This window comes from Stenotrophomonas sp. 22LJNL06-5-1 (genome assembly GCF_056861455.1).
In genome coordinates, this window is sequence record NZ_JBSPUE010000005.1 from 310,335 (window position 1) to 330,702 (window position 20,368).

The window sequence follows — 20,368 nt, forward strand, 5'->3', positions numbered from 1 at the left end:
GTCGTACCTCAGTGCACCGCGCGCAGCGGCGTCGCTACGGTGCGCGGAGCAGCACGATCAAGATCGCGCGAGACCAGCTGCTGCACAGCCGCCGACAGATCGCCGAGCAGGCCCCGCAGGCCGGCCAGCACGCGGCTGAAATGGTTGTAGACCAGTACCGCGGGAATCGCCGCGACCAGGCCGAGTGCGGTCGCCAGCAGGGCCTCGGCGATGCCGGGCGCAACCACCGCCAGGTTGGTGGTGTTGCTGTGGGCGATACCGATGAAACTGTTCATGATGCCCCAGACCGTGCCGAACAGGCCGACGAAGGGCGCCACCGCGCCGATGCTGGCGAGCACACCGATGCCGCGCCGCTGCACGCGCGCGGTCTCCAGCTCGACGCGGTCCAGGCGCGATGCAATGCGTTCCTTGATGCCGTCGCGACTATCCAGATCCTGCGACAGGCGCAGTTCGGTGCGGGCGGCGTCCAGCATCGCCCGTGCGATGCCCTGCTGCACACTGGCATCGGCGCTCTCGCCGGGCAGGCTTGGCACCTGCAGCAACAGCGCGCGCGCCGCGCGCAGCTGCCGTGCCTGGCGGGCCAGCTCCCAGCCCTTGGCCAGCAGCACGGTCCAGGTGGCCAGCGACGCCAGTGCCAGCGCGATCATCACGGCTTTCACCACCACGTCGGCGGCCAGGTACATGCCCCACGGGGTCAATGCGGGGGCGGCCACGGGGGCCAGGTCAGCAGGCAGCATCGTCTCGGTTTCCATCAGCATCAGGGGTCGCTGCGCGACGACGGGCCGCGCGCGGATCATTGGCGTCGTCCACTTCCACGACCGGATTGGGCTCCAGCCGGGGTGCCGGTCGGCTCAGCACGTAGCCGGCGCTGACCGCGAAGAACAGGCCCACGCCCAACAACAGGCGCCAGGACGGGTGCGCGCCCCAGCAGAACAGGGCAAAGCCCAGCGCCATGCCGGCACTGGCAAACGCCTTGCCCTTGCGCGACACCGCGCCCTGCTCACGCCACAACCGCAGCGACGGGCCGTAGCGCGGATGCGCCAGCAGGCGCTGCTCGAACTTCGGCGAGCTGCGCGCGAAGCAGCCCACGGCCAGGATCAGGAAGATGGTGGTCGGCATCACCGGCAGCAACGCGCCGATCACACCCAGGCCGACCATCAGCCAGCCCAGCGCGAACCAGAGCCAGCGCATCAGCGCTGCACCTGTGGGCGCGCGCCGTGCATCAGGCGAATTCCACTTCGACGTGGCCGTGCACGCTGCGGAACGCGGCGTCGGCCGCATCAATCACCTGCTGCTCCTGCTCGGTACTCAGCGGTACCGCGTCCAGCGCAGCGGTGAACTCACGCCAGTGGCGCGCCGCGCCATCCGGATGCGCGGCCAGGTGGCGGGCGCCGAAATCACGGTCCAGGCCGAGCTTGGCAGCCATCTTGTACAGAATGGTGCCGCCCAGGTTGGAGCCTTCAGCCACGTACAGCCAACCCAATGCAGCCGGCAGTGTCAGGTCCGAGGGCAGCGCGTCGATGTCCGCACCTGGCAGGGTCTGCTCCAGGTCCTGCAGGTCGCGTGCGACCTGTGTAAGGCGCCGGCGCTCACCGAGATCGGGCAGCAGTGCGTCCAGCGCAGGGTTGGCATACAGCGCATCGATGCTGCGGTGGAAGCGATACTGCACGCGCAGGAAGCGAGCGAAGTTGCTGCGGTCGGCGAAAATGTCGCCGGCCATGATGCGCTTGTCCAGGGCACCGTGGCTGTCGCGGGTGGCGGCCTTGAGCCGCAGGCTGCGGCTGTCTTCAGGAGCGATGTGTGCGTTCATGGGGGAATGCCAGGAGGGTCGTCCTGCTGTAGACGTTCGCCGCGGGGCTTTCCCCAAGCCCGTGTGCACCGATAATGGGCCATCCCCTTTTTCCCCCCGGAACCGACGATGATCACCACCGAACCGCGCATGACCAATCTGTTCCTGCAGCTGGGCCTGGATGCCAGCGCCGAGAGCATCGCCCGCTTCATCCGCGAGCACCAGCTGGCCACCGATGTCGAAGTGGTCGAGGCACCCTACTGGAACGATGCCCAGCGCCAGTTCCTGTCCGAATCGCTGCAGGCCGATGCAGCATGGAGCACCGTGGTGGACGAGCTGAACGAGTCGCTGCACGAAGATGCGGTGAAGGCTTCGACCGGGCTGTAAGCGGGCTACGCACGCTCGCTGGGGTCAGAGCCCTTTCCGCAGGAAAGGGATCCGACCCCACCGCTCATCCGCGACCGATCAGTACTTCCAGGTCAACGCCAGGCGCGCGGTGCGGCCCGGGGCCGGCATCACGCCCAGGGCCAGCGGGTCCAGGTAATAGCGGTCGGTCAGGTTGTCCACGCCGGCTTCCACCGACAGCTGGTCGTTGAAACTCCAGCTGGCGAACAGATCCACCAGGGTGTTCGGCCGGTACAGCTGCTGGATCGCCGACAGGCCCACGTTCCAGTCCTTGTCCAGCTTGCTGATCGGGCCGGCGTTGTGGACCACGCGGGTACCGAAGGTCAGGCGCTCGTCGAACAGGCGCGAGCCCAGGGTCAGGTTGACCATGTAACGCGGCGGATTCTGGGTATTGGTGTACGAGCCCTCGAAGCCGCCATCCACGCAGTCGGGCGTGTTGGCCAGCTCGCCGTTCCTGCGCTGTGCCCCATAGGCGCGGCGCTCGGCGGCGATGTCCGGCGCGCAGGTCTTGGCCTTGAAGTAATAGTGCGCGGACAGATCGGCAAATACCTTGCCGCTGTCATAGCTGGACTGGAACTCCATGCCCGAGACCTTGAACTGGTCGACGTTGCGGATCAGGCCCGCCGACAGCGTGCGGTAGTCACGGGTGATCAGGTCGTCGATGCGGGTATCGAAGTACGCCAGCTTCAGCGCCAGGCGGTCGCCGGCGGTGAACAGGTCATAGCGGATGGTGCTGGCACCGATTTCCCAGCTGCGCGCGCGCTCCGGCTTCAACTCGCCCACCGGCTTGGCGGCGGTGAACAGGCCCAGCGTGGTCTCGAACAGGCTCGGCAGCTTGGTGCCTTCGGCGTACTTCACGTAGACCATGGTGTCTTCGCTGAAGCGGTAGGCCACGCTGGCGGTCGGCGAGAACGCGGTGTCACGACGGCGGATCGGCTGCGACCAGGTCCAGCTGATCGGCACTTCCAGGTCCTGCGCCTTGCCGGCGTCGTAGAAGTTCCAGCCACCGATGTCGCCCACCGTGCCCTTCTTGTACGGTGAGGCCAGCAGCGATTCCTGGGTGAAGTTGCCGTTGGCATCCGGATACCAGTTCAGCAGCGCGATGCGCTTGGCCCGCCACGACGGCAGCGCCGGGTTGCCATTGAGCAGTTCGGTGTAGCGGTACTGGCCCTGCACTTCATAGGCATCGGGCGTGGCCAGGCGGTTGCGGTCATGCACATCCACGCGGTTCCAGCGGCCGCCGGCCAGCAGTTCCCAATGCTCATCGGGCTGCCACTTCAGCGAGGCCACGGCACTGTATTCCTTGCGCTCGGCGTTGCGCAGGAAGCGGTTGTTGATCAGGTCATCGTGCATGACCGGCCCCGAGCTGCCCGGTGCGATGTCCTCATCGCTGTAGGACAGGCCGTAGTCGAGGGTGAACGCGCCAGCACGTGTGTCGAACTTCGAGGTGTTGCTGGCATCCAGTCCGAAGCGCTTCTGTCGCAGCGGGTTGCGGTAGGCATCCTTGTAGCCGGGGTCGCCACTGAAGCTGGGCGCGTCGTACCACTCGGTGCGGCGATCGAAGTACCAGGGGGTGATACCGGTCAGGCTGTTGTACATCACGCTGTCGGTGTCGGTGTACGCGGCGTTGACGCGCAGGTCGATCAGCTCGCTGTCCGGATTGAAGCGATAGCGCAGGGTGTAGCTGTCCATGTCGACGTGGCCCGGATCCCATTGCGGAATGCGGTCACGATCCACACGGATGATCTGCGACGCCATGATCTCGCCGGCAGTGCCTTCGTAGCGGCGATAGCCCGCTTCCAGTGTCTGCACATCGTCGATGCGCCAGGTGCCCTTGAGCAGCGCCGACTTCGAGCGCGCCGAGGTATTGAATACCTCGGTACGCGGCGGGTTCAGCGGTGCCAGCGTGCGCCGGGTCTGCGGGAAGTCGTCGTAACCGTGCTTGCCGGAAAAGTAGTTGCCGTTGTCACGGTAGGCATAGGCGGCGACCAGATCGAAGCGGTCCCAGTGACCTGCCGCAGCCACGTTGAAGAACTGGCTGCCGGTTGCGCTGCGGTCGGAACGCGGCGCGGCGCTGTAGGACGGCAGGTTGTTGGCGCTGGCGTTGGCCAGGCCGCCACGCATGCGCACGCCGAAGTCGCGCCCTTCGCGCAGCACGTCGCCGATCTTCAGCGTCTCCATCTCGACCACGCCGCCGATGCCACCGGAGGCGTTGGCCTGCAGGCTCGGGCCCTTGGTGATGGTCAGGCTGGAGATCAGGTCCGGGTCGAGGTAGGTACGCTGCGATTGACCGGCGTAGCCGCGATAGGTATCCATGCTGGACTGGCCACCGTCGATGATCACCGGCACGCGGCCCTGGCCCTGGATGCCGCGGATGTTGACGTCGAAACCATTGCCGACGCGTGGGTCACCGGCAGTGACGCCGGCCACGCCCTTGACGATGTCGCCGTTGGACGTACCGCGGAAACGCTCCAGGTGCGTGCGGTTGAGCGTGGTGGTGGAACCGACGCTGCGATAGCTGTCGAGCAGGCGCGCCTCGTCGCTGGTCGCGCCACTGTCGACGCGGTCGCCGGCCACGCTCAGCGTGTCGGTGACGATCACTCCGCTGTCGGCCTGCGCCGGCGTCGCCGCTTCCAGCGTGACTGCATCTGCGCTGACCCGGCGCACCGCCAGGCCACTGCCCTGCAGCAGCTGCTGCAGCGCCTCGTTGGCCGGCAGGCTGCCATTGACCGCACGCGAACTCACCCCGTGGGCCAGGGTGGCCGGATACACGACCTGCACGCCGGACTGGCGCATGTAGCTGCGCAGCGCGTCGTCCAGGGGCTGCGCCGGAATGTCGAAGCGCTGTACGGCGGCGTGATCGCCACGGGCGTTCTGTGCCAGCACGGATGGCGTGGCACTGGCCAGGCCGGCAGCCAGCAATGCAATGCACAGGCGGGACGGGCGCAGCGCGCGGCCCGGGCGGTGGGAGTCGAACATGGGGGAACCTGTCAGGTAATCGGTGCCGCAGGCGCGGCGTCATCCGCAACACAGGCGGACACGGCGACGTACGTGGCGGCGGCGGGTACGTTCGCGGGGTAAGACGGTTGGGCGCGCGGCGACCCCAAGAGCGATTTGCGGTCGCGGAGGGGGGCCGGCCATTGGTCGACTGGTTGCAGCGTGGGTGCCGACCGTTGGTCGGCTGGTTGCAGCGGTGGGTGCCGACCGTTGGTCGGCACAGGGACGGTCATCCACGCATGGCGTGGATCTACTGCACGATGGCGACGCCGAAGGGAAGACGCGTAACCCGAAGACCTGCTGTTGCCGCCAGTGCATCCAGCGCCTGTTCCGGGCGGTCGATGCGCAACGCCGCGCTCACCGCCGGCAAGCGCGAGAGGTCACCGCGCACGAAGGTCGGCCCCTCGCGATAGCGCCCGACCCACTGCACCGCGTCGGCCACGCGGGCCTGTTCCAGCAGCAGTTCGCCCTGGCGCCACGCGCCCACACTGTCGGCCGCCACATCCTGCAGACGCTTCACGCCGCTGCGCTCGCCATAGACGGCACGCTGGCCCACCTGCAGGTAGGTCCAGCCACCGTCGGCCGGGCTGGCCACACGCACCCTGCCCTGCCCGACCTGGGTTTCCACCCGGTCATCGCCACGCGCGACGGTGAACGCGGTGGAGATGTCCTCGACCACGCCATTGCCGGCACGCACGCTGAAACGTCGCTGCGCATCCGGGCTGACCTCGAACCAGGCGCGCCCGCGCAGCAGCTCGACCTCGCGGGCATTCGCGTCGAAGCGCACGGCAATCGCGCTGTCGGCGTCCAGCACCGCATGGCTGCCATCGGGCAGCGTTACGTTCTGCACGACGTGCGTGCTGCGATGGTCGGCCTGCAGCCGCAACCAGGCCTCCGGCCATGCCACCAGCATCGCCAGCACAGCTGCAGCAGCCATTGCCCAGCGCATTCGATGCGGGCGGCGGCGTTCGGTGGGCCGGGCCTGCGGGCGTGGCCCGACACTGCGCCACAGCGTGCGCTCGTGCTCGAAGGCCCGGCGGTGCCCCGGCTCTGCCAGCCAGCGCTCGAACTCGTGCATGCGCCCCTCGCCGATGTCACCCGAGGCCAGCCACGCAATCCAGCCCCGGGCCTGTTCGGCCAGGGCATCGTCATTGGCGGCGGGCAGCGTGTTCGGCGGGCTCATCGGCTGGCGGACAGGCGCATTCAAGCGCGGGCGGGGGAACTAGACCGCATCTGCGGTCCAGTGATCAAGACGTTTCAGCGAGGGCCAGCCCCAAGCCGGGGCGATCATCGGCCGCTGCGAGCCCAGGCCAGGCGTTGCAGCGCCGTGCGCACATGGTTCTCGACGGTGGTCACCGACACCCCGAGGCGGCGGGCGATCTCGGCCTGTGTCAGCCCCTGCAGGCGGTTGAGCCGGAAGATGGTGCGGGTCGGCTCCGGCAGGTGTCCGGCCGCATCCAGCACACGCTGCAGCTCGTCCTGTGCCATGGCCTGTTCCTCGGTCGAGATGACCTCGTCCGGCCCCCACAGGTAGTGGTCGGCCAGGAGGCGGTTGCGCCGGGTCGATTCGCGGCCGTGGTCGGTGGCCAGGTTGGCGGCCAGCCGGTACAGATAGGCCCGCGGATTGTCGATGGCCTGGCTGTCATCGACGCCACGCGCCTTGAACCACACCGCCTGGATCACGTCCTCTGCGCCGTTGTCGCCCCCCAGGATGCGCTGCACCCGGCGCAGCAGCGCAGGCCGCTCGCGGATCAGCAGTTCGGTGAGGGAGGCGGCATTGGAGGACATGCGCGGAACCGGGACGACAGACGGAAGGCGCCGCGCATGCTACTCCGTTAATGAGAATCAGTCACGTTCGCATCAATGGATGCACCCGGTCAGTCCGTCGTAGACGCTCAGGGAGGTACCCGGAAGCGGGTCATGCAGTGGATTGCGGGCGGCGAGCGCCGCATGGAAGGCCTCCACCGGGGTTCCCGCCGCCAGCGGCAGGCGGCACAACCAGGTCGGCTGCCGTGCCCTGATCGCGCCATCGTTGCGGGAGACCTCCAGGTCACTGGCGGCAAATGCCCACAGGCACTCGTGGACGGTGCCACGCACCGCATCCACCGAGCAGCGCAGGCGCAGGGCGTGGATATCGCTGTACTCGCCTTCGCAGAAGGTATCGCCGCAGATCGCGTCGAACCCGTACTGCAGACGCCCCTCCAGGGCAAAGAAGCGGTCCCAGTTGGCTTCCTGCCGCGGGTAGTCGATCAGGTCGACGTAAGGGGAGGCCTGGGCCAACGGCGCAACCAGCAGCATGCAGAACAGGCCGAACGGCAGGGCAGACACTTTCATGAGCGGACTCCTTGGGAAGGTCGGTCCAGCCTGCGCCCCCGCACCGGCCGGCCCCATCAGCCAACCCCGGCCTGCCGCGTGGGTCCCTGCCCCACGCAGCCGTCAGCCCCTCCCTCTGCACAGCGCCCGGCAAAGGCATAAAATGGGGGGCTATCCGTCTATATCCCCCACCTGGAGCACACCATGGGTCTGGAACTCGTCTCGCCCGGCAAGAACCCGCCGGAAGAAATCAACGTCATCATCGAGATCCCGAAGGACTCGGAGCCGGTGAAGTACGAAGTGGACAAGGAAACCGGCGCGATCTTCGTCGACCGCATCCTGTCCACCCCGATGCGCTACCCCTGCAACTACGGCTATGTGCCGAGCACCCTGTGCGGCGACGGCGATCCGGCCGACGTGCTGGTGGTGCTGCCGCTGCCGCTGGTGCCGGGCTCGGTGGTGCGCTGCCGTCCGGTCGGCGTGCTGAAGATGAGCGATGAGGCGGGCAGCGACGAGAAGATCCTGGCCGTGCCGGTGTCGAAGATCTTCAGCGGCTATGCCCACGTCGAAGACATCGCCCAGGTGTCCAGCCACTGGCTGGAGCGCATCGGCCACTTCTTCGAGCACTACAAGGACCTGGAAAAGGGCAAGTGGGTCAAGCTCGACGGTTGGGGCGGCGCCGCCGAGGCCAAGCAGATCCTGATCGAGGCGCACCAGCGCCATCTCGACAGCAAGGCCTGAGCCTGAACCGGATCGCTCCGGCGGCACCCCGCCGGAGCGATGCGGGTCACGTTTCATGACGACGGCACATCACTCTTGTCGCCGTATTAGGTAAATTGCGTCACTTCACACGTCGTCGACATCCATCGTCGAGACAGCCAGGGGAATGTGTCGTGCGTATTCTGCTTGTTGGGGATGCAGCCAGCCTGCCGGCTGAGCTGACCGAATTCATTGCCGATCTTGGGGAAGACTGGCAGCCGCTGACCGCCACCGATGGCCAGACCGCGATGACTGCGGTGGCCACGCAGGGCGTGGACGCGGTGATCGTCTGCCCGCAGCTGCCGGATCTCAATGCCACCACGCTGCTCGGCCAGATCCGGACCTTGCGCCCGGAAACCATCCGCATTGCGCTGGTGGACGCCCAGCACGGCAACCGACCGCCGCCGGCACGCCTGATCGGCGTGGCCCACCGCTTCCTGCCGCTGCCATTGGCGCCGGAAGTGCTGCTGGAAGCGCTGACCAGCCTGGAAGAGCTGCGCGAAGTACTGGACAGCCCGCGCCTGCGCGATGCCATCGGCCGTATCGAGAAGCTGCCCTCGCCGCCGCACCTGTACCTGAGCCTGACCCAGGCACTGGAACATGACGACGACGCCGACAGCGCCGACGTTGCCAAGCTGGTGGCCGCTGATCCGGCGATCGCGGCCAAGGTGCTGCAGTTGTCGAACTCGGCGTTCTTCAGCCAGGGCCGCACCATCGCCGACCTGCGCACCGCCGTGACCCGCCTCGGCCTGTCGACGCTGCGCGATCTGGTACTTGCCAGCGAGGTGTTCTCGGCACCGACGCTGTCCACGGCCGAGCGCAATTCACTACAGCAGCGCGCCCTGCTTGCCTCGCGCCTGGCGGCACGCCTGCTGCCCGAATCCAGTGCCGAACTGGGCGCGACCGCTGCCCTGCTGGCCGACATCGGCCTGCTGCTGCCCGGCGTGCGCAACGAGCGCAGCGAGCCGTCGCTGGCCGGTGACACCCGCCCCGGCCATGCCGAGGCCGGGGCCTACCTGCTGGGCCTGTGGGGCCTGCCGATGCCGATCATCGAAGCGGTTGCCTTCCACCTGCAGCCGCAGCGTGCCAATACGCGCAGCTTCTGGGTGACCGGCGCGGTGCACGTGGCACTGGCACTGGTCAATGGCGATCCGGTGGACGAGGACTACCTGCAACGCGCGGGTGTACTCAACAGGCTGCCGCAGTGGCGCGAGCATGCCAACAGCCTGATGGGGCTGGTGCCGAGCGACGGCTGAGGCATAGCGGCAGGAGCGACTGCCGTGCCCCCACAGCAGGCTCATGCTTAGCGGCTATATTTGCGGCAGCGCATTCGGACTTTCGCGAAACTGCAGCGAAGGGCGCGCAGTCGGGTCCGTGTTCGATACAGTTTCGGGAACGCCGAAAGCCCACGAACGCAGCCCGCCATGACTACCACCGATTACAGCGACGACACCCCACTCCAATCTGCCGTCGCAAGCTACCAACCGGACCGCCAGCTGATCACCTTCTCGGAAAGGATGATGGTCGCCCCCAAGACGGTCACCGATGCAGCTCCGGGCGGCTTCCAAGATCCCCGTAGCATTGCGTACTTCTTCCACGAATGGATGCATTACCTGCACAACGTTTCCACGATCCATGGCGTCAGCGCATTCCTGGGCCTTGCCGAACTATGGAGCGCGTTTCGCTACACCACCGACACCAGCGGCATCGGCCAAGGTCGGATTGATGGTGCGACCCTGGAACAGTTACGGACGGAAGAGCTGCTTACCCACCGAAGGAGCCTGCGGCGCCGCACCCAAGCCCGTCTTCCGGAGGGAACCCGGCCTGACCAGGTTGATATCCTGGCGCTGACGGACGCCACACCCGATGGTCAGCCCAATAATGACCATCTCACACTTCACGCGCAGTATTCCAATGCGGCAGGGGACACGGCCAGAGCGGACATCACATTCGGGCCAGGCGAGATCCTCGAGTCGGTTGCATATCTGCTTGAGAAGCGATTCCTTTGGAAAATGGCAGCGCAGGAACCGGAACCGGCCGCCGTCCTTCCCTATCACGCGCTGTCCTTGCTGGCGCAGAAGATCGCCCCGGGCCTCAACGAAGAGCAGATGCTGCTGTGCGGGCTCGCAAGCCTGCAATCCACCTCGCCTGTCGACGCGCTGCTCTCCCATCTTCGCGGCAGCACGACCGCTTCGTCGGAGCAGCTCAAGCACTGGCGCACGCATCTTGGCGCCCAGGTCAGCCAGCATCTGCGGTGCAACGAACCGGTCAGCCGCGCATGGCTGGATCGCCTCCAGGCGATGTTCCCCGTGCCCCAAAACCTCGGTCTTGCGGCTCAGGAGACGATCGCTTTCATGCGTAGCAACCTGCAGGCGCGCCTGGCGGATCCCTTCTTTGAACTTGGCATCATTGATGTACTGTGCGCGCCTGATGCGCTCCCGTTCGGTGAGCGGATGAATGCACTGATGACCAAGCATGGCATCTGCTCTCTCATGCAGGAGCATCCCGGGACCATCTTCCAGATCGGACGGGACACTCTGCACGACTTTGCCGTGGCCGGAAGAAATGAGGAGTTGAACGAAGGACGACGGATCCTGCAGGCATCGTTCGAATTCATGCTGAGGCATCTCTCCCAAGGGGGAGCGTTCGTGGCAACTGCGGACACCCCCCCATGCCGATGCCCCTTCTTCACCTCATGCGTGGATCCGGCACGTGCGCAGCACGAAGAGCGCTGCAACACCACGCCGTGGCAGATCGTCGATCAGCAGGACGCTAGCTGCTTTTATGCCCTAGGTATCGTCAACCTGCGCTCGGATCCACCGCCCCAAACGGCTACCAGCTTGGTCGCATAAGAAAAAGGGCGGACCTTGCGGCCCGCCCTCCTCTTTCTGCTGTCACGCTTCGATGGATCAGAAGCGCTGGGTGTACTTCATGTAGTAGAAGCGACCGATGTCGAAGCCACCGTAGTACGAGAAGCTCGAGTTCGGCTGGCTGTACATGACTGGGCCCTCGTGGTTGAACACGTTGTTGGCACCTGCCGAGATGGTGGCATTCCAGGGAGTGTTGTAACGCACCTGCAGGTCGTGGAAGGTGTTCGAACCGGTGTTGCGGACCGGAATGGCCAGGGTGTAGGCCGAGGAGAAGTCCGGGTTGTTGCACTCGGCGCCACCGGTGCGGTCGTAGGAACACTCTTCCTTCAGGCCGGAGTAGTAGCGCATGCCCCAGTTGACACCGAAGTTGCCCAGGCTCCAATCGATGTTCAGGTTCGAACGCACGCGGAAGTTGCCACCCCAGTCGCCAGTGCCCCAGCCGGTGTGCTGCTCGACGGCAGTCTGCTCTTCGTTGTCGCGCTTGTACTCCAGGTAATCGACGTAGGTGGTCTTCCAGTCGATGACGATGTTGCCGAAGGAGAACTCCGGCAGGCGGTACTTGATGCCCAGATCGTAACCAGCGGTTTCCTGGTAACCACCGTTGATCAGCGTACGGGTGACGTCGGTCACCTGGGAGCCGTTCTCCGGATCGCGGGTGACACGATCACACGCGTTGGCGTTGCCCAGAATGTAGCACTGGTTGAGGATCGAGGTAACCGATTCGGCCGCGATCACGTTGTCGATGCGGATCTTCCACCAGTCCAGGCTGATGTCCAGGCCCTGTACGAAGTTCGGGCTGTACACCAGGCCGACGGTCCAGGTCTTGGAGGTTTCCGGCAGCAGTTCGGCATTGGAGCCGGACAGGTAGGCGTAGTTGGACTGAGACCCCGGGCCAGTGGCATCGATGCCGCCGGATGCTTCCTGGCGGAAGTTGGCCGGGACGGCACCGGCGCAGCGCGCGGCAACCTGCGGGTTACGTACCGCCGCACCGAACAGGGTGTCACACGGATCGGTGTACTTGTCGAAGGTCTGCGAGGTGCCGCCGTACAGGTCAGCCACCGTCGGCGCACGGAAGCCCGTGGCGTAGGTACCGCGCACCAGCAGGTCATCGATCGGCTTCCACTTCAGGCCGAACTTGCTGTTGAAGGTGTTGCCGAAGGTGTTGTAATCCGAGTAACGGCCGGCCATGTCGACCGACAGTTCCTTGGCGAACGGCAGGTCGGCCAGGATCGGTACGTTCAGCTCGAGGAAGAACTCGTTGAGCTTGTAGCCACCGGCGGTGGACGCACCGGCCAGGTCGGTGCTCAGGCCCGACTGCAGCAGCGCATCCGGGTTGTATTCGGCCTGCTCTTCGCGGTGCTCGTAGCCTGCTGCAAACGACAGGTCACCGGCCGGCAGGGTGAACAGCGCGCCGGACAGGTTGGCGCTGTAGACCTTGGAGGTGGTCAGCGACGTGTCGTGGGTCGGCAGGAAGAGATACTTCTGCAGATCCGGGTTGGACAGCGAGCCAGTGCCGTCGATGCCATAACCAAGCAGCGGGTTCCACGGGGTGCAACCGGCGATGACCGCACCCGGGGCACCACAGTAAGCAACGCCGTTCTCGACGAACGACGGGCCGACGGCATTCTTCACGTTCGGGATGAACAGGTTGCCGGTGCCGGTCTTGGTGCCCTTGTTACGGTTGTAGACGTAACCGACATCCCAGTCGAAGTACTTATCGCCGAACTCGAACGAGCCTTCCAGGCCGGCCGAGAAGCGGAAGGTATTCAGCTCGGACTTGGTCTGGCGCGGCATTTCCCAGGTGCGACGCATGAAGTCGACATCCTGGTCCAGCGGGTTGAACGCACTGTCCTTGGACAGCTTGGTGCCATACGCGCTGGAGCGGTACGGGTAACCGGCGATCTGCTGCAGCGCCTCGCGTTCTGTATACAGAACGTTGGCGGTACCGCGGATGTTGTCGGTGAAATCGTACTGGCCGTTGGCGAACACAGAGCGACGCTTGATCCCGGTCGACAGATACATCTGCTGCGTCGGGTTGGACAGGTCGGCGTTGGTCAGCTCATGGTAGTTGGCAAAATCGGTCGGATCGGCGCCAGGGTTCACGACGTAGTTCTTGCCGCCGTTGACCAGTACGCCCTTCTCGGTGATCGCCGACCAGCCGTTGGCGTCATCTTCGGTCGGGAACGGATGACGTGGGCCGTTGGCATAGGCGCTGAAGCGGCGGTCCTTGGCCAGCACCGGCTTCTCGTCGCTGTACTCGGCACCCAAGGTCAACGAGCCACGGTCGTTGGTCATGCCGTAGACGAAGTTGTAGGTTTCCTTGTCGCCGTCGCCCTGGCCGTACTGGCCGCGGTAGACGCTCGCTTCCAGGCCATCGAAGTTCTTGCGGGTGATGATGTTGACCACGCCGGCAATGGCATCGGAGCCGTAGATCGCCGATGCGCCGTCGGTCAGCACTTCCACGCGCTCGACGATCGAGGTCGGGATCGAGGCCAGATCGGTGTAGCCGCCGGAGCTGACGCCCATGCGCTTGCCGTCCAGCAGTACCAGGGTGCGCTGCGGGCCGAGGTTGCGCAGGTCAACATACTGGCCGCCGACTTCTTCGCCCGAGCTCAAGGCATCGGCGCGGCTGATCGCCGGCGAACCGGTTGCCGACAGGTTCTGCACGATGTCGGCAACGCTGGTGAAGCCCTGCTTTTCAATGTCTGCGCGCTGCAGCGCGATCACCGGCTGCGCGGTTTCCATGCTCGCCTGGCGGATGCGCGAGCCGGTAACCGAAATGCGGTCCAGGTCGGTCGTGCCGCCGGCAGCTGCGTCCTGCGCCGAAGCGAAGGACGGTGCCAAGGCAAGCGCAATGCCGGCCGGCAGCAAGCCGAACCGCACTGCAGGAATACGAACGTTCATCTATCTCTCCAAGGTACGTGTTAGTAGCGTGTTAAAACACCCCAGCACGTTACGATTGCGTTGCAGCGCTGTATTTGCGCGAACCAACCGGAGACTTTGCAGATTGTGGCGGCAGCAAGCCGCCGTTCTCCCTGAAGCGCGATGCGGACTGGCCGTAGCGGGCGCGGAACGCACGCGCGAAGCTGCAGCAGTTGTCGAAGCCACTGGCCGCGGCGACCTCGCCGACCATCATGTCGGTGTCACGCAGCAGGTCGGCAGCGCGCTCAAGGCGCAGGCGCGCCGAAAGCGACTGCGGGCTTTCCTCGTACAGGCTCTGGAAGGTCTTGGAGAGATACCAGCTGGAGAAGTTGGTCAGCTCGGCCAGTTCACCGATGCGCACCACGCGGTGGCTGTTGCCTTCCAGGTACAGGCGGGCGCGCTGCATGCGGCCGAACACCTGGCGTTTGCGGCTGCGCGAGCGCCCCGGGCAACGCTGAACGTTGTCGGCCAGCCCACGCTGCAGGCCCGCCAGGTGCAGCAGCAGCGGGCGCAGTGCCTGTGCCGGCTGGCCACTGGCCAGCGCATCGCGCCACAGGCGCAGCGCAACGCGGGCATCGCCACGGTTCATGCGGCCACGCCCGGCATACAGACCGCAGTCGGCCATCTCGGCCAGCACGCGCAGCGCTTCGACCGTCAGGTTCAGGCCAACGCACAGGCCGTTGCGACCAGCCTGCACCAGCGGCCGCGACTCCTTCTCGAAGGCGATCCACTCGCCCTGGCGCAAGCGGAAGCGTCCTTCCTTGGCTTCCACCCAGGAGCTGCCGCGCACCTGCATCCACACAGTGAAGCTGCTGCCTGCGGTCTGCAGGCTGCCGAGCCGGGCCACGCCCAGGCAGGTCGGCGCGGCATCGTCGAGCGACCGGTCCAGAGAGACGGTTTGGCCGCGATCGGCCAGCGAGAGTTGACGCATGGGGGCACCACGGATTTGCCTAGTACAGGCCTCCGTTTTGCCAAATCAGGCGGCACCACGTCAGGAAAGTCAGACGAGATCGCCACGAATTCGCGGCGAGGTCGCCACGAAGAAATTACGAAGGCCCATTTCCGTTGAACAACAACAACTTGGAGAACGCCGGAAGCAGCGTCGGCGAGCGCTCGGGCAAACGCATCACGCCGATGTCGGCACCGTCGCTGACCGCCATTGCCACGAACAGGGTGTGCCCATCGGCGCCGGCACTCAGCCCGTTGCCGGCACTGAGGCGTTCCGCATCCAAGCAGCGTTCCGGTTCCTCGCGCCCGGCCTGGATCAGCACCAGTGTCGTGCCACAACGGGTGGACGTACCGAGGTAGCCGATCGCGCTGTTACCGGCCACGGTCCAGGCCCGGTACCGCCACCGGCTGGGCTGGTCATCGCTGATCTGCTGCACGCTGCCCGGCGCCAGCGCAGCATCCACCGACCACAGGCCTCCTGCCGCCAGGCGGGTGAACAGCACGCGTCCGCTGCTGCGATCGAACCGAGCCTGCGAAACACCGTCGATGCTGGCCAGGCGGCGCCAGGGCTGCACGCTTCGATCAAACAGGCTCAATCGGGTCTGTTGCTGGTCATCGCGTTCGACCACCAGCAACTGGTCCGGGTTTGCCCCGTACAGTGCCTGCAGCGGCTGCTCCGACGGTACCGGCAATGGTTGGACGCGCTCGTCACGTGGGGCGATCTCGTAGACCACCGTGCGTCCGTGCTCGTCGCGCCCCACCACCAGCAACCGCCGGCTGTCGGCCGACCAGTCCGGTGCCTGGCGTGCCTCGGGTCGCAATCCTTCGATAGGCCGCAGCGAATCGGGGCGCTCCATGTCCGCCCACCACAGCGCGAAGCTGCCTGAACGATCGGACGTGAATACCAGTTGGCGTCCATCCGGCGCCGCCATCGGCTGCCCATCCCGGCCACTGGACGCAAACAGGCGCTGGGGCGCCGAGCCGCCTTCCATCGGCACCTTGAAGATGCCGAACTGCGCACGCCGGTGGACGAAGGCCAGCATGCCCGCGCGGCGCGCAGTGGCCGGCCACTGTGCGTCGTCGAGCCCGGCATCGCGCAGCGTGCGGCTCTCGACGTCCAGGTAGTACAGGCGCACTTCACTGTCGACACGGCGCCCAAACACGATCGTCCGGCCATCACGCAACCAGGCCCAGCCACGCAGTTCAGCGGCCTCGTTGGTCAGCTGCTCGGGCGTGCCACCCGCGGCCGGCATGCGCCACAGGTCGCCCAGCTGCGGATTGCGCACGAACACCAGCCACTTGCCATCAGGCGAGTAACGCGGCGCATAGTCGAAGTCATCCTCGGCGACGCCGTAGTCCAGCGCCTCCCATTGGCCACTGGCCAGATCAAGCTTGCGGATGCCGCGATGGGCATAGCGCCCCACCATGCTGCCGAACACCAGGCCACGGCCGTCCGGCGTCCAGTCGAAACTGAGCAGCTCGGTGCCATCGCACCGCGTGGCCTGGCGCAGGGCACCGCCGGTCGCGCTGGCAATCAGCACCTGGCAGCCGCCGTTGTTGCTGAACCGCGCGAAGGCGATCTCGCGTCCATCCGGCGACCAGCTCGGGAAGCGGTCAACCGAGCCGGCCGGCGGAGCCAGCAGCTGCCGCGCTGGCGCGTTGCCGGAGGTCTGTACCTTGATCGCCCCACCACCCTGCCCGTCTTCGTTGGCGCCCTCATAGGCCACCAGCGAACCATCGGGTGAAAGCGTGGGATAGGTTTCAAAGCCGCTGGTCGCGGTGATCAACCGATAGGGACGCTGCGGGCTGCCGATCACGCGCGTGCCATTCTCCACGGCCGCGTCCACCGCTGAACTGCTGGCCGGTGCCCGCCGCAGCAGCAACGCGGTCAGCACCACCACCGTGGCCAGCATCAGCACGCCCAACACCAGCAGCACGCGCCGACGGACGTGGCGCCAACGGCGACGCGACGCCTGCACGTGTACCGGCACCACCTCGGCGATGGCCATCGCCGGTTGCATGTCCACGATTTCGTCATCGGCTCCCGCGGACGGCGCCGGCTCGACATCGTCCAGTACCTGCACCGGCACCAGCAGGCGATAGCCGGTCTTGGCGATGGTCTCGATATAGGCCTGGCCGTTGTCGTCGTCGTTGCTGAACGCCTTGCGCAGCTGGGTGACGGCCTGGGTCAGCACGTCATTGGTCGGCAGCGTGTCCGGCCAGACTTCCGCGAACAGTTCATCGCGGGTGACAACGCGCCCTGGATGGCGCAGCAGTACACGCAGCACGCCCAGCGCCTTCGGCGTCAGCCGACGCGGGCGACGCGCACCGACGACCTCGACTTCTCGCGAGGACAGAGTGACAGTGCACTCTCCTATCCGGATCCGATCGAATCCGGGGGGCTGGTTTTCACTGCTGTTCATTTTCCGCTACACAGTAGAGACAGGTCCGGGGCAGCGTTTGCCTTCGATACCCTCCCGTCCTGGGAACAGCAAAAAGCCAGACTCCGCACAAAGCATCGGCGCATACCGCAAAAACAATGAAGCGGGCGAATACTAGCCTATGCGGGTTACCTCGCCTATCGCGTGGTCGACATCCAGGCTCTCTCTCGCCGACGCATTCACATAATTTGCTGCACCATTCGCGCCCTGCGGGGCGCGAAATTTTTATCTGGCGTTCATTTTCACATGCGCCGCAGCATGGTCAATCCGACCAGTCGCGAAACCACCAAAGCCACGTACATCACGCCTGAAAACTGCTCCAGCATGACCAAGGCGCGCGCTTGTGGATGCAGCGGCACAACGTCGCTCAAGCCAACACCCGAGAGCAAACTGAAGCTCAGATAAAGCAGCTCCATCCAGGTGCGCTGCGCACCACCACCGGTGCCCTGGAAACTGCCCGGATACCATTGCTGGCACACGGCGAAAGCAAACGCAAAGGCCCAGGCCAGCAACGTGAATGTCGCACCTGCCGCGAACAGTTCATCGCGGGTGACTTTGTGGTCCTGGAGCATGTAGGCGATGAGCGCACCGGCCGTATAGAAGTACAGCAGGCTTTCCAGCAGCTGCGCGGTGGTCAGCAGCGCACTGCGATCCAGCAGTGCACCGGCCAGCGAGAACACCACCGAAGGAATGGCCAGCAGCAGCGCCAGCCAGGTGCCCAGCGGGCTGCGCTGGACCACCCACAGCGCCAGGCCGAGTACCGCCATGCCGAACATGCCCAGCGCCGCTCGGCCACCGGCGGTGTCATCAAGTGCGGGATACAGCAGCACCGCGATCAACTGTGCACCCAGCAGCCAGGCCGAAGGATGACGGCGGGCAATGGCCAGCCAGCGGGTAGTGATGGCAACGGGCATGGCGTCCTTTCCCCAGGGTGATGGGCGGAGGATAGCCGGGAGCGGCGTGATGAGCGGTAGTGCCGGCCGCTGGCCGGCACTCTCCCCGGTCCCGCGCACGACGGAATGCCGGCCAGCGGCCGGCACTACCCGTTATGCATCACCCCTGGTGATAGACCTCGGCACCGGCCGCGCGGAACTCTTCCGACTTCTCCTTCATGCCGGCCTCGGCGTAGTCGCGCACGTCCTGGGTGATCTTCATCGAACAGAAGTGCGGGCCGCACATCGAGCAGAAGTGTGCCAGCTTGTGCGCATCCTTCGGCAGCGTCTCGTCATGGAATTCCTTGGCCTTCTCCGGATCCAGGCCGAGGTGGAACTGGTCTTCCCAGCGGAACTCGAAGCGCGCCTTGCTCAGCGCGTTGTCACGCACCTGCGCGCCCGGATGGCCCTTGGCCAGGTCGGCTGCATGCGCGGCGATGCGATAGGCCATGATGCCGTCGCGCACGTCCTGGCGGTTGGGCAGGCCGAGGTGCTCCTTCGGCGTCACGTAGCAGAGCATGGCCGTACCGAACCAGCCGATCATTGCCGCGCCGATCGCACTGGTGATGTGGTCGTAGCCGGGTGCGATATCGGTCGTCAGCGGCCCCAGCGTGTAGAACGGCGCTTCGCCACACTCACGCAGCTGCTTGTCCATGTTCTCCTTGATCAGCTGCATCGGCACATGGCCGGGGCCTTCGATCATGGTCTGCACATCGTGCTTCCAGGCGATCTTCGTCAGTTCGCCCAGCGTCTCCAGCTCACCGAACTGCGCAGCATCGTTGGCATCGGCGATGCAGCCCGGGCGCAGGCCGTCACCCAGCGAGAAGGTCACGTCGTAGGCCTTCATGATCTCGCAGATGTCTTCGAAATGCGTGTAGAGGAAATTCTCCTTGTGGTGCGCCAGGCACCACTTGGCCATGATCGAGCCACCACGGCTGACGATGCCGGTAACACGCTTGGCAGTGAGCGGCACATAGCGCAGCAGCACCCCGGCGTGGATGGTGAAGTAGTCCACGCCCTGCTCGGCCTGCTCGATCAGCGTGTCGCGGAAGATCTCCCAGGTGAGCGCCTCGGCACGGCCGTCGACCTTTTCCAGCGCCTGGTAGATCGGCACGGTACCGATCGCCACCGGCGAGTTGCGGATGATCCACTCGCGGGTTTCGTGGATGTGCTTGCCGGTGGACAGGTCCATCACCGTGTCACCGCCCCAGCGGATCGCCCACACCAGCTTCTCCACTTCCTCGGCAATGCCCGAGGAAACGGCGCTGTTGCCGATGTTGGCGTTGATCTTGGTCAGGAAATTGCGGCCGATGATCATCGGCTCGCTTTCCGGGTGGTTGATGTTGTTGGGCAGCACCGCGCGGCCGCGTGCGATCTCATCGCGCACGAACTCCGGGGTGATGATCTTCTGGATCGAGGCACCAAACGCTTCGCCCGGGTGCTGCTGCAGCAGGCCAGCATCGCGGATCGCGTCCAGCCGCTGGTTTTCGCGGATGGCGACGAACTCCATCTCCGGCGTGATGATGCCACGGCGCGCGTAATGCATCTGGGTGACGTTGGCACCTGCACGCGCACGGCGTGGCAGGCTGCGCGCGGGGAAGCGCACCGCATCGAGCTTCGGGTCATGCTCGCGATCACGGCCGAACGAAGAACTCAGTCCTTCGAGCTGCTCGGTATCACCGCGCTCTTCCACCCAGCCGCGACGCAGTTCCGGCAAACCGGCGGACAGATCGATGCGCACCTCCGGGTCGGTGTACGGGCCCGACGTGTCGTAAACGGTCACCGGCGCATTCTCCTCACCACCGAACAAGGTTGGCGTGCGGGTCAGCGCGATCTCGCGCATCGGCACCTGCAGATCCGGGCGTGAACCGGGCACGTGGATCTTGCGCGAGCCGGGAATGGGCCGGGTCACGGATTCGGAGAGTTGCTGGGCCTGTTGCTGCAGGGCGGAGAGCTGTGCGTTCATCGGGCATCGTCCAGGAAGGTCAGGGA

General features: G+C 65.8%; 16 protein-coding genes. 4 read left to right on the forward strand and 12 right to left on the reverse strand.

The window, feature by feature from the left end:
- Positions 1-8: 8 nt before the first annotated feature.
- The 3 genes from exbB to AC13GF_RS13290 are packed head-to-tail and all read right to left on the reverse strand — an operon-like array spanning position 9 to position 1,810.
- Positions 9-737 (reverse strand): tonB-system energizer ExbB, encoded by a 729-nt coding sequence (gene exbB / locus AC13GF_RS13280; protein ID WP_483004905.1) that lies wholly within the window; start codon positions 735-737, stop codon positions 9-11.
- Positions 724-1,191 carry a YbaN family protein gene (locus AC13GF_RS13285; protein WP_483004906.1) on the reverse strand — a complete coding sequence of 156 codons (468 nt, stop codon included), beginning with the start codon at positions 1,189-1,191 and terminating at the stop codon, positions 724-726. The genes exbB and AC13GF_RS13285 overlap by 14 nt, the downstream gene beginning before the upstream one ends.
- Positions 1,192-1,222: 31 nt before the next feature.
- A complete protein-coding gene (locus AC13GF_RS13290; RefSeq protein ID WP_483004907.1) occupies positions 1,223-1,810 on the reverse strand; it encodes a biliverdin-producing heme oxygenase in 588 nt (195 codons plus the stop codon).
- A gap of 108 nt (positions 1,811-1,918) precedes the next feature.
- Here AC13GF_RS13290 and AC13GF_RS13295 point away from each other — a divergent pair, with 108 nt between their 5' ends.
- A complete protein-coding gene (locus AC13GF_RS13295; RefSeq protein ID WP_483004908.1) occupies positions 1,919-2,176 on the forward strand; it encodes a DUF2789 domain-containing protein in 258 nt (85 codons plus the stop codon).
- 78 nt (positions 2,177-2,254) lie between these two features.
- On the opposite strand, the gene AC13GF_RS13300 is transcribed toward AC13GF_RS13295, so the two are convergent.
- The 4 genes from AC13GF_RS13300 to AC13GF_RS13315 all read right to left on the reverse strand — a co-directional run bounded on the left by AC13GF_RS13300 (position 2,255) and on the right by AC13GF_RS13315 (position 7,525).
- Positions 2,255-5,173, reverse strand: a complete 2,919-nt coding sequence (locus tag AC13GF_RS13300; RefSeq protein WP_483004909.1) for a TonB-dependent receptor — start codon at positions 5,171-5,173, stop codon at positions 2,255-2,257.
- 268 nt (positions 5,174-5,441) lie between these two features.
- Entirely contained in the window at positions 5,442-6,374 is a 933-nt protein-coding gene (locus AC13GF_RS13305) for a FecR family protein (RefSeq protein ID WP_483004910.1), read from the reverse strand.
- Between the two features lie 104 nt (positions 6,375-6,478).
- On the reverse strand, positions 6,479-6,979 hold the full coding sequence (locus AC13GF_RS13310; RefSeq protein WP_014038389.1) for an RNA polymerase sigma factor: 501 nt from the start codon (positions 6,977-6,979) through the stop codon (positions 6,479-6,481).
- 72 nt (positions 6,980-7,051) lie between these two features.
- Positions 7,052-7,525, reverse strand: a complete 474-nt coding sequence (locus tag AC13GF_RS13315; RefSeq protein ID WP_483004911.1) for a hypothetical protein — start codon at positions 7,523-7,525, stop codon at positions 7,052-7,054.
- Positions 7,526-7,708: 183 nt separating this feature from the next.
- Between AC13GF_RS13315 and ppa the strand changes: the two genes are divergently transcribed.
- The 3 genes from ppa to AC13GF_RS13330 all read left to right on the forward strand — a co-directional run bounded on the left by ppa (position 7,709) and on the right by AC13GF_RS13330 (position 11,115).
- Positions 7,709-8,245, forward strand: a complete 537-nt coding sequence (gene ppa / locus AC13GF_RS13320) for an inorganic diphosphatase (RefSeq protein ID WP_005410935.1) — start codon at positions 7,709-7,711, stop codon at positions 8,243-8,245.
- A gap of 152 nt (positions 8,246-8,397) precedes the next feature.
- Positions 8,398-9,519: an HDOD domain-containing protein gene (locus tag AC13GF_RS13325; protein ID WP_483004912.1), complete on the forward strand. Its 1,122-nt coding sequence runs from the start codon at positions 8,398-8,400 to the stop codon at positions 9,517-9,519.
- 168 nt (positions 9,520-9,687) lie between these two features.
- The gene (locus AC13GF_RS13330) at positions 9,688-11,115 is read left to right on the forward strand and encodes a hypothetical protein (protein ID WP_483004913.1); all 1,428 of its coding nucleotides are present in this window, start codon (positions 9,688-9,690) and stop codon (positions 11,113-11,115) included.
- Positions 11,116-11,172: 57 nt separating this feature from the next.
- On the opposite strand, the gene AC13GF_RS13335 is transcribed toward AC13GF_RS13330, so the two are convergent.
- From AC13GF_RS13335 to thiC, 5 genes are all read right to left on the reverse strand, one after another.
- Positions 11,173-14,037, reverse strand: a complete 2,865-nt coding sequence (locus AC13GF_RS13335; RefSeq protein WP_483004914.1) for a TonB-dependent receptor domain-containing protein — start codon at positions 14,035-14,037, stop codon at positions 11,173-11,175.
- A gap of 49 nt (positions 14,038-14,086) precedes the next feature.
- Positions 14,087-14,986: a helix-turn-helix transcriptional regulator gene (locus tag AC13GF_RS13340; RefSeq protein WP_032128400.1), complete on the reverse strand. Its 900-nt coding sequence runs from the start codon at positions 14,984-14,986 to the stop codon at positions 14,087-14,089.
- A 115-nt stretch (positions 14,987-15,101) separates the two neighbouring features.
- Positions 15,102-17,426: a winged helix-turn-helix domain-containing protein gene (locus AC13GF_RS13345; protein ID WP_483004915.1), complete on the reverse strand. Its 2,325-nt coding sequence runs from the start codon at positions 17,424-17,426 to the stop codon at positions 15,102-15,104.
- A 260-nt stretch (positions 17,427-17,686) separates the two neighbouring features.
- Positions 17,687-18,358: an ion channel gene (locus tag AC13GF_RS13350; protein WP_032128402.1), complete on the reverse strand. Its 672-nt coding sequence runs from the start codon at positions 18,356-18,358 to the stop codon at positions 17,687-17,689.
- 139 nt (positions 18,359-18,497) lie between these two features.
- On the reverse strand, positions 18,498-20,342 hold the full coding sequence (gene thiC, locus AC13GF_RS13355) for a phosphomethylpyrimidine synthase ThiC (protein ID WP_483004916.1): 1,845 nt from the start codon (positions 20,340-20,342) through the stop codon (positions 18,498-18,500).
- Between the last annotated feature and the right edge of the window lie 26 nt (positions 20,343-20,368).